General features: G+C 51.7%; 20 protein-coding genes and 1 pseudogene. 1 reads left to right on the top strand and 20 read right to left on the bottom strand.

The genetic code is table 11. The features are described 5' to 3' along the window. Window positions 1-29: 29 nt before the first annotated feature. From IAE48_RS05335 to IAE48_RS05295, 9 genes are all read right to left on the bottom strand, one after another. On the bottom strand, window positions 30-1115 hold the full coding sequence (locus IAE48_RS05335) for a hypothetical protein (protein ID WP_200133711.1): 1086 nt from the start codon (window positions 1113-1115) through the stop codon (window positions 30-32). Then, entirely contained in the window at window positions 1099-2505 is a 1407-nt protein-coding gene (locus tag IAE48_RS05330) for a DUF4055 domain-containing protein (RefSeq protein ID WP_200133710.1), read from the bottom strand. The genes IAE48_RS05335 and IAE48_RS05330 overlap by 17 nt, the downstream gene beginning before the upstream one ends. Window position 2506: 1 nt before the next feature. After that, window positions 2507-3817 (bottom strand): terminase large subunit domain-containing protein, encoded by a 1311-nt coding sequence (locus IAE48_RS05325; RefSeq protein WP_200133709.1) that lies wholly within the window; start codon window positions 3815-3817, stop codon window positions 2507-2509. Then, entirely contained in the window at window positions 3792-4799 is a 1008-nt protein-coding gene (locus IAE48_RS05320; protein WP_200133708.1) for a terminase small subunit, read from the bottom strand. The genes IAE48_RS05325 and IAE48_RS05320 overlap by 26 nt, the downstream gene beginning before the upstream one ends. Window positions 4800-4875: 76 nt before the next feature. Continuing rightward, window positions 4876-5118: a hypothetical protein gene (locus IAE48_RS05315; RefSeq protein ID WP_054803299.1), complete on the bottom strand. Its 243-nt coding sequence runs from the start codon at window positions 5116-5118 to the stop codon at window positions 4876-4878. Between the two features lie 48 nt (window positions 5119-5166). After that, window positions 5167-5367 carry a hypothetical protein gene (locus IAE48_RS05310; RefSeq protein WP_200133707.1) on the bottom strand — a complete coding sequence of 67 codons (201 nt, stop codon included), beginning with the start codon at window positions 5365-5367 and terminating at the stop codon, window positions 5167-5169. A gap of 597 nt (window positions 5368-5964) precedes the next feature. Beyond that, window positions 5965-6417 (bottom strand): hypothetical protein, encoded by a 453-nt coding sequence (locus IAE48_RS05305; RefSeq protein WP_054803297.1) that lies wholly within the window; start codon window positions 6415-6417, stop codon window positions 5965-5967. Continuing rightward, window positions 6414-6851: a lysozyme gene (locus IAE48_RS05300; RefSeq protein ID WP_200133706.1), complete on the bottom strand. Its 438-nt coding sequence runs from the start codon at window positions 6849-6851 to the stop codon at window positions 6414-6416. The genes IAE48_RS05305 and IAE48_RS05300 overlap by 4 nt, the downstream gene beginning before the upstream one ends. After that, the gene (locus tag IAE48_RS05295; protein WP_233631432.1) at window positions 6835-7194 is read right to left on the bottom strand and encodes a phage holin, lambda family; all 360 of its coding nucleotides are present in this window, start codon (window positions 7192-7194) and stop codon (window positions 6835-6837) included. Before IAE48_RS05295 ends, IAE48_RS05300 begins: the two co-directional genes overlap by 17 nt. Window positions 7195-7313: 119 nt before the next feature. On the opposite strand from IAE48_RS05295, the gene IAE48_RS05290 reads away from it, so the two are divergent. After that, window positions 7314-7457, top strand: coding sequence for a hypothetical protein (locus IAE48_RS05290; RefSeq protein WP_200133705.1), 144 nt, complete (start codon window positions 7314-7316; stop codon window positions 7455-7457). Between the two features lie 495 nt (window positions 7458-7952). Here IAE48_RS05290 and IAE48_RS05285 read toward each other — a convergent pair whose 3' ends face one another. From IAE48_RS05285 to IAE48_RS05240, 11 genes and pseudogenes are all read right to left on the bottom strand, one after another. Then, a complete protein-coding gene (locus tag IAE48_RS05285) occupies window positions 7953-8756 on the bottom strand; it encodes an antitermination protein (RefSeq protein ID WP_200133704.1) in 804 nt (267 codons plus the stop codon). A gap of 8 nt (window positions 8757-8764) precedes the next feature. After that, on the bottom strand, window positions 8765-9364 hold the full coding sequence (locus IAE48_RS05280; RefSeq protein ID WP_200133703.1) for a recombination protein NinG: 600 nt from the start codon (window positions 9362-9364) through the stop codon (window positions 8765-8767). A 2-nt stretch (window positions 9365-9366) separates the two neighbouring features. Then, entirely contained in the window at window positions 9367-9567 is a 201-nt protein-coding gene (locus IAE48_RS05275; RefSeq protein ID WP_200133702.1) for a hypothetical protein, read from the bottom strand. A gap of 4 nt (window positions 9568-9571) precedes the next feature. Next, entirely contained in the window at window positions 9572-10168 is a 597-nt protein-coding gene (locus IAE48_RS05270) for a DUF1367 family protein (RefSeq protein ID WP_200133701.1), read from the bottom strand. 34 nt (window positions 10169-10202) lie between these two features. Beyond that, a complete protein-coding gene (locus IAE48_RS05265) occupies window positions 10203-10442 on the bottom strand; it encodes a hypothetical protein (RefSeq protein ID WP_200133700.1) in 240 nt (79 codons plus the stop codon). Between the two features lie 587 nt (window positions 10443-11029). Further along, a pseudogene (locus IAE48_RS24030) lies at window positions 11030-11255 on the bottom strand (hypothetical protein); the annotation flags it as partial. A gap of 131 nt (window positions 11256-11386) precedes the next feature. Next, window positions 11387-12193: a lysozyme inhibitor LprI family protein gene (locus tag IAE48_RS05260; protein WP_200133699.1), complete on the bottom strand. Its 807-nt coding sequence runs from the start codon at window positions 12191-12193 to the stop codon at window positions 11387-11389. An 83-nt stretch (window positions 12194-12276) separates the two neighbouring features. Next, entirely contained in the window at window positions 12277-12492 is a 216-nt protein-coding gene (locus tag IAE48_RS05255) for a hypothetical protein (RefSeq protein ID WP_200133805.1), read from the bottom strand. Further along, window positions 12485-12841, bottom strand: a complete 357-nt coding sequence (locus IAE48_RS05250; protein ID WP_200133698.1) for a hypothetical protein — start codon at window positions 12839-12841, stop codon at window positions 12485-12487. The genes IAE48_RS05255 and IAE48_RS05250 overlap by 8 nt, the downstream gene beginning before the upstream one ends. Next, window positions 12838-13182 carry a hypothetical protein gene (locus IAE48_RS05245; RefSeq protein WP_200133697.1) on the bottom strand — a complete coding sequence of 115 codons (345 nt, stop codon included), beginning with the start codon at window positions 13180-13182 and terminating at the stop codon, window positions 12838-12840. The genes IAE48_RS05250 and IAE48_RS05245 overlap by 4 nt, the downstream gene beginning before the upstream one ends. After that, the gene (locus IAE48_RS05240; RefSeq protein ID WP_200133696.1) at window positions 13179-13502 is read right to left on the bottom strand and encodes a hypothetical protein; all 324 of its coding nucleotides are present in this window, start codon (window positions 13500-13502) and stop codon (window positions 13179-13181) included. The genes IAE48_RS05245 and IAE48_RS05240 overlap by 4 nt, the downstream gene beginning before the upstream one ends. Window position 13503 lies beyond the last annotated feature (1 nt).

The raw sequence follows: 13503 nt of genomic DNA, 5'->3' as shown, positions 1-13503 counted from the left end.
GGCAGCCGTAATTGAAAAATGTTTTGGGATCAACTGAGCGCTTTAAGGCGGGCCAGGCTTATCCATTCCCCCTTGTCTGTGAACATTTCCCCGAGCTTCAGCTCGCCAGCGCGGTAAAGCGCGGCCCGCTCCGGCCCGAGGATCTCATCCTGTCGCGGCAGCGACTGCCGGGCCAGCCAGTCAAGATATGTGGTATCCGCTGGCACCTGCCCGTCCATGCTGGCGCGTGTATCTTCATCCAGCTCGTTACTGTCGATCCCGAGTTCACGCCATGATTTGGTAATCAGCGTCTCCGTGGAACGGCAGCAGAAATGGATTTTCCCCGGCCCCTGCAGATACGGAACCTTGTGACCGACAGGTTTGTTGTCCAGAGTGTAACGGAGGCGATCACGGATGATGCACGTCGGCGTGGTTTTGTTATCCAGGGTGGAGAGCCACTGTTTACCTTTCAGTACATCGCTGTTGGCTTCTGCAAAATTAGTCCGCGCCGTGGCTGCCAGGTGATTCACAGCCGTTTTGGTAATGCTGGCGGCATTGGTCCGGCTGAGCTGCAGCGCCCCGTCCTTATAGCCTTTGCTGGCGATCCCGCGGACCTGCCGGGCAATGGTCTCCGTGGTATCACCGTGCAGGTAGCCGCGACGCATTGCATTAACAACGCGTGCCATGCGGTCGGCTTCAAGGTTATCGGCCCATTCGCTCAACAGACGTCCCTGAAAGGGCTGGGCCATGGCGGCCGCGTAAAGCTGCTCAGGCGTGATGCTCTGCAGCGGGTACCGCTCTTTCACCCGCTGCGGCAGCAGTGAATCAAACAGGCTCAGTTGATAGCCTGCTTCATGCCCGGCCAGCTGCAGGAGCTCATCCTCCAGGCTGGTCTGCATGCCCGCTATTGCCTGCTGGTTAAGCTCGCGTACGCTCCCCAGCATGCTTTCCAGTCGGCTGACCGTAAACTGACTGGTGGGCAGGCTGTCCATCGCCAACATCAGCCGTGCGGTAAGCTCAGCGTCGCTGTCGTTCAGCAGCTTAACCATGCGGTTTGCCACACCAGTGCTGTAACGACTGATCCAGACGGTGTGGGCTATGGCTTCGTCACGTAACGTTTCATTTACCGTTGCCATTGTTACCGCCAATCAGGGTGGGGTTGGGGTTGTGCAGCTCGTCAATAATATCGTCGGGGCTGTCTGCTGGGTTGATGAGGTCAAGCTTCTGCAGCGCACGAATCATATCAGTGTCACGGATTGCACCGGACTGCCAGGCGTTCACAATGGCGGTAACCATGCCGGACTCGGCGACCTTAGCTATGAACTCTTGATTTATCGCGTAGGCCGCCTGCTGCTCGCCGACGCCCAGATATTTCGCGCACCAGCCGATGGCCAGTGAATAGGCCTCCGATACGTTCGAGACGCAGATCCCCAGTACAGAAGTGGACGATGTCTGCTCGCTGCTGGACTGCGTTGCGGTTTTAACCGCCGCGTTCTGTTCGATGAGCCGGGCACCCAGTTGCACCATGTAGTCGCGCTTACTGTCCATAGCCTCTTTCGCCAGCATGTTGGGTTGCGCCTGGGCATAACCAAAGTTGCCCTCTCTGGGCAGCAGCAGCGGCGAGCGGGAGCCGATTTTAACCCCCTTCTTTTCCAGATGATCGCGCCATCCTTCATCAAGTCCCGTCATGTAGGGCTGGACCTGGCCGCAGAACCACACGCTGTCTTCGTAATCAGCACTGTTCCGGAAGTGTCCATGGTTTATCTCCACCAGCGCGGCGAGTGGTGAGTCGTCTATAGTCGGATCGTTATTCTGCGCGCCGACGAAGGTAAACGGGATTTCGTCCCAGCTGTCTTTGCCTTTGGGCTTCGGCTGGTATTCACTGGTAGCAGCGTATGTAGCGGAACCGGCATCCGCGCTGCGGCGCCACACCCGGCAGATGAACCGGCCCTCTTCAAGCGCAAGCTCGCGATACTGGACCTCATCCTTGAACGCGTAGCCATCCTCCTGCTCCACACATTCCCTCAACACCACCAGCACCAACTGATCGCGCCCGTTGATGCGCTTCGTGCGCCAGTTGATGATGTTCTCGGCCAGATAGCGCAGGATAATGGCCTGCCCACTACCCTCAGCGTAATCGACATAAAGCCCGTCACGTGCCACCTCCAGCACGTTCTCGGTCACCAACTGCGACTGCTGGTAAATGCTGGTGCCAGCGCCGTCGGCGTTCTTCAGCAGATAGCTCAGTTTCTCCGGCGCGGAAAAGGTCGGATCCTTTCGAAAGGCCAGCCCAAGGAGGCCAATCTTGGTATTACCAGTAATCGCATAGAAGACCGCCCGCTGCAGGTAGTCTTCGTTGCGCTTGCGGTTGCGCGTGCTCTTGTCTGTGGAGTCAAGTAAAGGCAGATAGTTGTTGCCCGGTTCTTTTACCGCCTCTGCCCCTTTGCAAAAGTCCCTGATTTTCTTCCAGGCAGCACTGGCCGCCCGGTGCTCAGGACGAACCCAGGTGATGTCGTTATTAGCCATATCAGAAGGTGGTATCCATAGTGATTGAGTATGCAGGTTTGACGATGGGGTAATCCTTAACAATAAAATACCCGCCACCATCATTGGGGTGATCGTTATCTGCCTTTTTGTCCGGCTCGCCGTTTTTATCCCATACCTGCTGCTCAAGGCTTTCCGTATAGACCGGGCAGCGCTGGACATTAACCAGGTAACGCCGTTCGCCCAGCGCATTACAGAACATGGCGTTCATCGAGTTGATACGATCTTTCACCGGCGGGTTGGAAGCGTTAACAATGACGCTGAACCCAGCTTCTCTAAGCTGGGCAATATCGGTCAGGCTGGCGCAGTTGGATTTACGGCTGTCGCCGGAGGCATCCGGATATATGTAGATCTGGCGGCTGGCAACGTAGCGGCCGCCCTCATAGCGCCAGAACTCTTCCTGAATGCGTTTGATCATCGCCGGAGTGTCATAGACCTTCACTAACTCCCGCACCGCGCGCGGCAACCCTTCACGCTTCACATGAACGATGGCTGCCATCTTACCGACGTTGAAGTCCATGCCAATAAACAGCGGCTCGCCCGGCTGCTCTTCATCTTTGCAGTTGTTCAGCCTGCGATCGAACTGGTGGTAAATGGTGCCGCTTGTCAGGTTAGTGAAATGCCCGCGCAGGTAGGCTTTTATCAGCTCTGGTGGATAGCTCGCAAGCAGCGAGGGAATATAGTCATCAGGCAGGTTCGCTTCATTATCAAACGTGGAAGCCTGCACAAGTCCGTACAGAGTTGCCAGCTCAGGCTTATCGCGCACTGCCTTAACGAACTGCTGATAAACGAACTTATACCCTTCTGGTGTGGTGGTAACGTCAATGCCGTTACGCAGTCCAGCGACCTTATAGCGCATACGGGCGATGATTTTCCGCCAGGCCTGCTGCGCTTTGAGGGCGGGCATCACGTCGAGCTCATCCACAAGCGCGTTGCCGATTTTAAAGCCGACAATCGTGGCCGGTTTCTCCATTGAGCGGCAGATGGTGGTGCCGCGGTACTGCCTTCCGGCGTAGAAATGGACCTCTTTGTTGCTCTCGTTGATTTGGACCTTAAGTCCCCAGTCGAACGCCACCTCCTCCACTGTCGGATAGAAGATGTCCCGGATTTGCGGATAGGTCGGAGCGAAGTAGCCCTGGTTGATCTTAGGGTGTTCCCACATCCCCTTGCAGATGCCCCCGCAGCCCACCCATGTTTTACCGGAGCCGAAGCCTGCCACGTAGGCCTTGAACTTATGCGGCATAGCCAGAAACTGTGCCTGCGGTACGTTAAGGGTAGGCGATATCCCCGTCATCGTCTTTCCTTACGCGAGCATCCGCGACGTTAATGTTAATTGCCACGGGCATCGGTACCTCATCTTCAGGATCTGCTGCCAGCTCTTTGCGGAGTTTTTCCACCTCCAGCTGGCGACGTTCGATTTCGATCTGCTGCAACTGCTGCGCAAACTCGCTGTCCGCCAGGCCAAGCCGCTTCATTACGGCTTCATACATCCGTTCACGGCTAATGGCGGTGATCTCAACCCCGTTCTTACCGAGCTTGATGCCGGAATACGCCAGACGGGAAACAGGCGGTAGCTTGCGGGTATCAGCGAAATACGGCTGACCGATGCCGTCTCCATTGCAGCGCGGGCACGCCGGGTTAGGTTCCCGGTTGTGGTCATAGCCGTAACCGCCAACGTCCACAGGCTCTTTACCCTTTTTCTCGATCGCTTTTAGCCGCTGCTCTTCAAATTCCACCATGTCACGCCATTGATAGTTATGGCCAAAGCCATGACAGTAGCGGCACGCACCACGGCGATATTGCGAGAGCTCGTTAGCGTCAAAAGTAGCGAGCTGCCACATCTGCGCCAGCACCTCATCAGCACTGGCAAGCGTTCGCATCAAGGAGGCCTTCTGCTGTTTCTCAATAGCAGCGGCAACTGAAGTTTTCTGAAGGAGCTGATAACCAATTTGCTCAGCAGTTTTTGCACTGTACCCGGCACGTATGGCGGCCTGGGTGGCGTTGCGGTCTTTCAGGTATTCCGCCACAAAGATTCGCTGCTGCGCTGTCAATCCGTGTTTTTCAACCAGTGCATTAGCGTCTTTTTCCTTCTGCGCATTGCGCACTTTTTTCTGCGCAGTTTTTTGCGCAATTTGCGCAGTTGTTTTTTTGATGTGTCGACGTGCAGTTGCATAGTTCAGTCCCTGCGCTTCACACCAATCCTTTGGTGATACGCCACTTGCGGCATGATCTGACAGGAACCGCTGCTGAAGCTCGCCCCAGTCCGGCTTTGCCATTAGTTACTCCAATAAAAAAGCCACCAGCGGACGCCAGTGGCTTGATCGAATTCAAATTTACTGTCCCGAGACGACCTTACTCTTTCATATCAAGGAATTGATCATCAACAAGTTTTCTACAACGCCCAATAACTTCCTCAACGTCTAAAGCTTTGCTAAATCTAAACTTATTGCGGAACTGCTCCCATTTACCGAGTGGATCCTTACGGGATATATCGGCATGGAAAAGAGCCTTTTCATTCTGGTAAATCTCGAATTTGAAATCCCCTGAAACTGCATTTGAAATTGTTATGGTTTTGATCAGCGTGCTAAATGGCATGGAGACCTCAATAAAATTAATGAAGCTCTAACCATAGCAGTTCTGAGGCTAGTTCAAAAATCCAAGCGATTGGACCGACGTGATTACAAGGTATTTCTCCTCAATACCTAGTGCTTTTGCCATGTCTGCCACATATTCAGCCAAATCAACATCGATGATGTCAGGATCGTCAGTGCTCATGAAGCGTGAGCCCTTCTGCATCAGTTGCCAGTCGCTTGTGTATGCTTCCCAGACAATGAAGAATGTCATAGTTGCCTCCGTATTCATTTCGGAAAGTATAGGAGGCTGAACAAATTACAGGCAGTGCTTGAGCAGTTAAATCTGCTGATTCAGTAGGATTCTTCCTAATGCTCACCGCTTACGCTTGTTGTTTGGGAATTGTGTGCAACAGTTAAATCTCCTCAATGTGGCTCCTACCCACACCAGGGGAAGCTCAGGGATGGGCACGTCGTACCAATGACAAGTATCTCTTCAAATCAAGCATGCATTATTGCAGCCCTCACCTGGAGGGCTTTTTTTTTACGCAAACAAGCCGTCAAACCGACACAAATCAAAAAAGTAAATAAGAAACCTGCTGATTTGACTTAGGTTATACATCTATTTATCCACTTTGCACTATGCTTCGTTTGTTATACGTAACGAGCGACCATTTGGTCTCCCTTCCGAAGTGTCGGATTTCATTTCGGAGGGGACATTTTTTCCAATACACCAGCAGCATGTTGCCTGCTCTCTTCAATCTGCCGGATGGCAGCGCGATCGATATTGCATTGCCCCACCAGCCCGTATAACTGCGCACTGAGCTGAACGCTGTCACCGAATGTCATTCCGTCCGGCGGCTCAGGTGCATCAATGCGGGAGGTCAGCTCTGCCGGCAGGCTGATTTGCGGCTGGCTTATTGTCCGGTACTCCACCCGCGGCTTTTGCTGCGGCGCGCAGCCGGTCAGCAGCATTATCAGGCACACGAGACTGTGCACACTTATCCGCTTCAAGGTATTGCTTAATTTCATTCTGTAGCTTCCGGTTTTGCTGTGCGGTTACAGCGCGCTGTTCAGTGACCTGGGACATCACCTGGTTCTGCTGCCTGACGGCTGTGACCAGCTCACCCACGCTGGCGGCCAGTCCGTCATTTTTCGATCGCAGATCGTTAATCTGGTCGTCTTTGCTGTTCGCCAGCTTTTCCAGCCGTTCATTAGTGGCTGTTAGCTGGGCGTTACGGGCATTCAGTCCCCATAGCGCAATGCAAATCAGTCCGATAACGATGATGTGTGAGTAGTTCTTGATGAGGTTAATCGGGTTCATGTCAGAAACACCTCTCTTTCACGCTGGCGGCGCGGCAGGAGAATCTCCAGATCGTTACCGGAGCGTTTCCACATCAGGAAAGCATCGGCCGCACCGTGATATTCGTGGGCATTAAGCCGCTTAAGGACGGTGGAATCTTCAAAGGCATTTTTGCCGATATTGAATACCAGGCTGCATAGCGCGTCATACTGATTCTGGGTGAGCGGCACCTTAACGCTGGCGTTGATAGCTTTCTCAACCCAGGCAATATCAGCCAGGAGCAACGCGGTTGATTTCTCTTTGCTGATTGTAAGCTCTGGAGTGATGGCCCGGCCATCCACCGGCCCGGTATGACCGACGCCGATCGTCAGAATGCCTTTGGTGTCGCGATACGCTTTCAGGCGCTCGCCTTCTTCACGCTTAATCAGGGCAAGCCCGTCAGGACTGATTTTCACTGTTATCTCCCGTTCTGCGGCTAATCCACCCGCGCAGCTTCTCGCTGATGTAGTCATTGCCGACATACCCGATGTACACCGCAAACACCTGAGCGGCAGTATCGGGCACGTTCCAGTTAAGAACGCCACCGACCACCTGAAGCGTCGGCGCGGCGAAGAATGCCAGCGCGCTGCACGATACGGCGTCAAGAACACGCTTACTCCATGAGGACTGAGCATAAGCGCTGCGCAGCAGAGAAAACATGCCCGCCACACCTGCATATCCCCATTCTGTTTTGTGGCTGTATAACCAGGCAATAAGACCTGCCCAGAAACCAGCGTCTTTGTCCGGCATATGTTTCATCTCCACCTCCGCCTGTAAAGGGTCGGTGCTGTGTAATTTAAAGAGTCAGGAGCCAGGGCTGCACTCGACAATGTGGCCTTGATAGTTTTCCTGTGGACTGAAATGAAGAAAGCCGCCAAATGGCAGCCTTGAAAAATTCTAATGGAGGGTTTAGTACGCTTTCTGCGACGGCCACGCCTGATGCGCCCCAGGCGGTGCTTGAAGATAAATTTCATTTAAGAACTGGCAAAAAAATCTATAAATTTAATTCTTTCTTAAAATAAAAGCTTTCATAAGGTAAAGCGTGTATGCTTGAAAAATCGTTGTTACTTCATGCAATACTTACCCACCCTGAAACCTACTGATAAAAAACAACTTTTCCCTAGGTTCCGTCGAATAATCATTTACTAAGGAACCTTTATCAAAAATACTGACGCCATAGTAGGCGAAGCAATTTTGCGCTTTATAAATTCTCAGTCTCGGGAAGAGTTTAGCAGAGATGAACTTATCAAAACGCTTAAAGAAATGTTCGTGGAAAAATATGAAAACAGTCTTTCAATTTCAGAAATTAGTGATTATGAATCGGCATTGAAATCAATAATTTTTAAGAAATATGAAGATAAATAGTTATGTTATCAGATGTAAAACCGAATATTTCAAGCAATAAAAAACCCCGCCGAAGCGAGGTTTAAACTTTCTTTTCGTACAGGCGCTATATGCCACGATTTGAAGAATACTAGACAAGTTCGGACAAAATCAAGCTTTATGTAGTTAAAATGCTAAATTTTGTTCTCTTCTTCGTTAAAGCTGGTTGCATTCTGAAATTCTTTTTCAGCTTTGGCCTCTTCCTGCTGACAAGTCCCCACCAGCGACTCAAGAAATGGCTTCCAGTTGCGAGTCCATGTCCTGACATGCAAATCTGGCAAGCGCCGGATAATAGCCTTGTGTGCAGCCGTTGATGGTACTGAAGAGAAGCCATTGCCTGAGCATCGCTCGCAGGTTTTGAATACCGGCGCGCCCCGCTCTTTCGTTGCCACGCGATCAAGTACTTCCCCTTTCCCGCCACAGCGGCAACGCGCAGAAATGATGCCCTTACCGCCACAGGCTGTGCATGCATGCTTAACCAGCTCATTCTTAATCTTTGGGGCGACCAGCTTGACACCGTCAACATCAAAAATGCCCGGATGTTTGATCACATCCTCATGCCTTGAGATAAATCCCGTACCGCTGCAGGTGGTGCAGGTGCTGCTGCTGGCTGCAGAACGGGCATATTCAGCAAAGGCAAACTGCGCCAGCACCTGCATGCACCAACCAAACTCGCCACCAGCTGCTTTACGCACATTCTTCGGGGCAACTTCCACCGCGTGCCGCACCAGCGCCTGCACTGCGATTTGCTCATCCGTTTTGCTGATCCCGGCCTTTCCAAAGAACGCAGCAAGACCGAAGCGCGCGCGGATGCTGGTGGTGCCAATCGCGGCCATTACATCTGTACCGGTCAGCCTGTCAGGAGAGGTGCCTTTAACACTGTCGCTGATATTCATACCCTGAGGGCTGAAGTGTTTTAATGAAGATTCAAGTTTCATGCGGCCTCCTACTGTTTCAGTACTCGAAGATCTGCCCTGGCCTTGGCGCGGATGCCGTCCAGTTCTTCCCGGGTGTATCGGTGGGTTTCGTTGTTGGACTCGAGCGCCAGCACGCGTTCTTCGCCGATCAGCTCGACCAGAGCGACGCGGTATGCCTCGATGTTGCCTGATTTGTGGACGTTACAGGCAGAGCACTGGAGCCATATATTGTCCGGATTAAACCGAAGTTGCGGTGCGGCGGCTGTGGTGCGGTAGTGCCCGGCATGCCAGGCAAAAGCGGTTTTGGTACCGCAAGAGATGCATCCGTGCCCGGCGGCCAGCAGCATTTCGCGCCGCCAGTCATTGAATGCACGCTGAGTCATCTGCACCCAGTGACGGATCGGCTTCAGCTCCTTACGACGCGCAGCGCGCCGCTGACGACCAGCCTTCTCTTCAGTGCGCTGCCGCTGTAGTTCCTTCTGCCTAGCGGCTTCACGGGCTTTTGCTGTCTGTTCTTTGCCGATGGCGCTGGCGCACTCGAAGCTGCAAACCACCTGCCCTTCGCGGACCGGGTTGAACCACTGGCGGCAGCTCAGGTTCGCGCATTTACGACGTGGTCTCTTAGCCATGCTCAACCCCACGCCTTGCTTTGCCATACCCGGCTCGGGCGCGGCAGATGATTGCCCTCCGGCAGCTGGGCGCTGACGGTCCATGTGATGAGATCAGGGTTGAGGCTGCGCTCGACTTTAACGCCGCGCCGGCGGTATTGCGCCAGCAGCTCTTCTGCCTGCTCCGTGGTGCATTCCATGTGATAGAACCAGGTCTCTTTCATAGACTCAGCCCCCGAAGTTCAGCAGCTGCGCAGCTGCGTTCTCAGCCTCGCGCTGGTCTCTGAATGCCCTGGACAGGATCCAGCGCCACAGAACATCGAGCGCAGCTTTGTAGAGCTGCTGAAACTCGGTTTCGTCCATATTGGCGAAGGCGATGCTGCGGGGATGTTTCCGGAGGGTTCCGTCAGGCAGCTGAATGGCGTCATAGTGCCCGGACTCGATAGTCACCCAGGCACGATAGGCGTCGAAGGATTTGCAGGCGCTGATGCTGCCCGTGCGCTTATCGGCGATACGAACGAGGTACTGCTCAGCAGCATCCAGCAGCGCGGTTTCGCTCCCACCGAACATTGCCAGGTATTTGGCATAGCCGGTAACCAGCCTGCGTTCATTTGAGGAGATCGCCCCGCCAGTAGGCTCCCAGTATTCGAAGCCGAGATTCAGCAGAGCGAAGAAACGACGGTGAAAGGCCGGGTTGCGGACTTGTTTGAAATCGGCCACCAGCACGGCGCCGAGCTTACATTTTGATTGCAGAAAATCCCTGGTCTCCGGCGTGGCGGGGATCAGGATATTAGAAGAATGCTTAATGAGTTGTAACTGCGCCATGGGATTCTCCGTGGCGCATCAGGTCAACGGGTGTTCAGTCCGTTGATATCATAATATCAGAGGGTTGTTCGAGGCGGTAGCCGAGGCGGCGAAGAAAACGTGTTCCGGACGACAGATTGAAAACACCTTCATCCTCCATCAAAGGGCGACATGAAAACATGCCATTTTTGATGTAGAGGAGGTTGCGGCTTTCGAGCGGCATTGACCCCATAAGCTTACCGTCTGAACGCCTGACAATATCGTACCAGTCGCCTTGGCCCTGACTTTTTTTCACAAAAACCCCCTTCTTTGTTATCAACAGATACGTCCTCTCGGCGAGGAGAAATCCATTCCATAAAGCCAAAATAACAAATCGCGCAAATTTCCTAATAGGTTCGCCGGAAGAAAAATGAAAATTTTTTCTGGCGTGATATAACCTTACATTAAATTACTGTATGAATAAACAGTGTTTATGATTTTGGCTCAAATGTGCACAACAAAGACATTTTAAAGAAATGAACTTATGTCTTTGATTTAAATGTTTATTCTTGGAAAAAGCGCTTAAGGAGCGATCGTTTCTATTGGATAGATGCCAGCGTCAAAAATGTTGATTGTTAATACCGGATCGGCAATCACTCGTCATACTGTTGGACGCTTATGTCGACGTATGTAGTGTGGGCCGTGTCTTATTTTGCTGCATGAAGCAGGTAGTTTGTTGTTACTATGCGCCTATTAATTAATCGAACTAATAGAACGATTAGACCCTATCGGTCGGTAATAACGACCATATTTAAGTCACCCTGCCGCCGCGTATAAAAGGCATCCGGAGAAGCCCCTCCTGTCGACATGAGAATCCCCATATCGCTTGTAATGTAATTCAAATTAGGCCGCCCTCCCCCCTGCCAGACACATTTCCGGCTGATTAGCGCGTAACAGCGCCTCAGCGAACGTCGGCGGCACTGCGTTACCGCAGCGCGCAACCTATTTGTCTTTTGGCGTGGCGAGTGTCCATGTAGTCGCGGTCGATGATGTACAAATCCTGTAAGCCCTGATCACGATAAAGTTCCACAGGCGGCAGTATGCGCATCCAGATGTTAACAAGATTAAAATCTTCATCTGTAAATTTTCACCAGCACGTCGTAGTCCTGCCGCAGGTTGTCATTTATTCGGTCAGGCAACCAAGTTAGTGAACGATATTATGTGAATAATATCGTTCACTATTTGGCCGGGGCTTTACGGTCAAAGAGCAGCTCCATTCTTGCCAAGTGCATACACTCCGTAGCTATAAAACAGGTTGGATATCTGTATGTTCTGTGGGGCCACGTAAATTTCGTCTCCCTGTATTATGCCTGTGAGATAATATTCATCATCTTCCAAATGGAATACAAATCCAGAGCTAGGTTGCCCAGACACTTTAACCTTAAAACCAAAATGCTCACCGTCATCAACTTTTGAGATGCTCTTAAATCCGTCGAGCTCATACATCATGGCAAGATACTGTCCAAGAGTTGAAAACTTGCGATACGGTGCGCCCGCCTGAACTGTGAAATAAAGCCAAGAAGACAGCTCTCTTTCAGAGAAGCCTAATGAAGCAACCTGCTGTGCATGCCGGGCATAAATTTCTTGTACTACCTGGTCTGGGCTCTTGCTGTGTGACTCATCGTACTCTTGCTTTTGAATTGACTGAATTGCAGACGAAGTACTGACGCATTCGAAAGGCCCAGTTGTTCTATCAAGAATAAACTCGCAAATTTCATCGTTTCTCTGAATATAAGCACTCCGCAAGCATTGTGCATCAGAACATTTTTCTTTTTCTTTAAACCATAAAACCTGCTGTCTACGACCTTCACTGATAGTTTCTTTATCAGCTTTAGCTCGCAGCATGAGTTGATAATTCTTTCCCAGAACTTCATCAAGTTTATTTAGTTCATAATTTGAGCAGACAATTTTTTCTGACACAGAGGTGGCTTTTTGGCAATCAAACGAAGCAGCGTTAATAGATGAAGCAAAGATAATGGCAAATAAAAAAATAAACTTTGAAAACATGATAATCCCCTAATGCAATATGCCTTACCCGGCATCGGCAAGCAGGGGATTTTCTTTAGCTACATTAACTTAACCAACCAATTTTAGTAGGGGGAAACTGCAGAGCTTAATTGTTTATTCTGTCCTGGGTTATTTCTAAAAGATGCATGGTTGCCACTGTACATGTCGAGGATTAATACGTTATCTGTCGATGGCAATTTTGCTGGCTGTTTTTTCATAATCCGCTGTGTCTGCTTCTTCCCGCCGTTGAGAATGGCGCGCACCATTTTGCCGCCGAATATCATGCCTCGCTCAGTCATTCCAGGCCTCCAGCTCGTTCTGAATTTCTTCGTCGATCTCCTCGTTGCTGGCCTCTTCATTGAGGTAGCTCTGTGCTTCTTTTTGATACTGCTCACTACGATTGCTGTCGTACCAGAGCGAGAACTCTGGAGACCAGCCACGGCCATCGCCGTTTTCAGCAAAAAAATCATGCACTGCGTTGTTATAAGCCAGGTTCTCTATCATGCAGTCAGCAGTTGTTAGAGCGCATTCGCGGATGTAACCGCGCAGGTGGTGCTTACGCCAACAGGGGCTTAGTTTCGAATCGCAACGGCCTTTGAACTCAACTTCCCAACGGCGGATGCAGCGTGCTTCAAGTGACTTGCTCATAGGGCTGCTCCTTTGCGAATTAATGCATCATGAAGAGCCTTTGCCCCTACTTGTCGTTGAGCAGCAACTTCGTAGCTAATACCGTTCGACTCCATGATGCAGTCCCTGTCGAGATATTCAGAGCATTCATCCAGCACCTTGGTGATATCTTGCTGCTGCAGGGCAGCCAGCGCATCACGCTGTTTAGCCGTTTCGCGCAGTACAGCCGTTGTGCAGTCTAGCCGTTCGGCCAAGCGAGACATCATTTTCGCGATGTCGATAATCGGCGTATCGCTGCTCAGCGCCTTCGCAAACTCATGGCCAACCGCGACCAGCTCTTTGTTGTTCAGTGATTCACTCATGCCCGTGCACTCCCAAAAATTTTATGAATTTTGTAGCCCTGCCAGTTCTGGCGGCAGACATCGGCGGCGGATGGCGCTGCTGGTAGCCGCTGCTTCGGCTGCTTGATTTTTTCCTGCCAGCGCTGCACCAACTGGTATTCCGGATGCTTCGGTTTGCCGATATTTTTGACAATCCCCGCCATACCCAGGCGCTTGAGACGATCGTAGGCCTCACGGATGTCGCAGCCGAGCAGCTTACGGATCTGACGGGGCGTTGCTGGTCCGTTTGTCTCGATGAACTCCACGATGGCCTTTTGCTTTGGTTTTAAGCGGTTGCACACG

This window comes from Kosakonia sp. S57 (genome assembly GCF_016516575.1).
Lineage (GTDB): Bacteria > Pseudomonadota > Gammaproteobacteria > Enterobacterales > Enterobacteriaceae > Kosakonia > Kosakonia cowanii.
The sequence above is the reverse complement of the archived record's forward strand: the minus strand, read 5'-3'. Positions and strand labels throughout refer to the sequence as shown.

Coding starts and splice junctions, on each gene's coding strand:
- IAE48_RS05335 (WP_200133711.1), bottom strand. CDS start 1,115: ATGGCAACGGTAAATGAAACGTTACGTGACGAAGCCATAGCCCACACC.
- IAE48_RS05330 (WP_200133710.1), bottom strand. CDS start 2,505: ATGGCTAATAACGACATCACCTGGGTTCGTCCTGAGCACCGGGCGGCC.
- IAE48_RS05325 (WP_200133709.1), bottom strand. CDS start 3,817: ATGACGGGGATATCGCCTACCCTTAACGTACCGCAGGCACAGTTTCTG.
- IAE48_RS05320 (WP_200133708.1), bottom strand. CDS start 4,799: ATGGCAAAGCCGGACTGGGGCGAGCTTCAGCAGCGGTTCCTGTCAGAT.
- IAE48_RS05315 (WP_054803299.1), bottom strand. CDS start 5,118: ATGCCATTTAGCACGCTGATCAAAACCATAACAATTTCAAATGCAGTT.
- IAE48_RS05310 (WP_200133707.1), bottom strand. CDS start 5,367: ATGACATTCTTCATTGTCTGGGAAGCATACACAAGCGACTGGCAACTG.
- IAE48_RS05305 (WP_054803297.1), bottom strand. CDS start 6,417: ATGAACCCGATTAACCTCATCAAGAACTACTCACACATCATCGTTATC.
- IAE48_RS05295 (WP_233631432.1), bottom strand. CDS start 7,194: ATGAAACATATGCCGGACAAAGACGCTGGTTTCTGGGCAGGTCTTATT.
- IAE48_RS05290 (WP_200133705.1), top strand. CDS start 7,314: ATGGCAGCCTTGAAAAATTCTAATGGAGGGTTTAGTACGCTTTCTGCG.
- IAE48_RS05285 (WP_200133704.1), bottom strand. CDS start 8,756: ATGAAACTTGAATCTTCATTAAAACACTTCAGCCCTCAGGGTATGAAT.
- IAE48_RS05280 (WP_200133703.1), bottom strand. CDS start 9,364: ATGGCTAAGAGACCACGTCGTAAATGCGCGAACCTGAGCTGCCGCCAG.
- IAE48_RS05275 (WP_200133702.1), bottom strand. CDS start 9,567: ATGAAAGAGACCTGGTTCTATCACATGGAATGCACCACGGAGCAGGCA.
- IAE48_RS05270 (WP_200133701.1), bottom strand. CDS start 10,168: ATGGCGCAGTTACAACTCATTAAGCATTCTTCTAATATCCTGATCCCC.
- IAE48_RS05260 (WP_200133699.1), bottom strand. CDS start 12,193: ATGTTTTCAAAGTTTATTTTTTTATTTGCCATTATCTTTGCTTCATCT.
- IAE48_RS05255 (WP_200133805.1), bottom strand. CDS start 12,492: ATGACTGAGCGAGGCATGATATTCGGCGGCAAAATGGTGCGCGCCATT.
- IAE48_RS05250 (WP_200133698.1), bottom strand. CDS start 12,841: ATGAGCAAGTCACTTGAAGCACGCTGCATCCGCCGTTGGGAAGTTGAG.
- IAE48_RS05245 (WP_200133697.1), bottom strand. CDS start 13,182: ATGAGTGAATCACTGAACAACAAAGAGCTGGTCGCGGTTGGCCATGAG.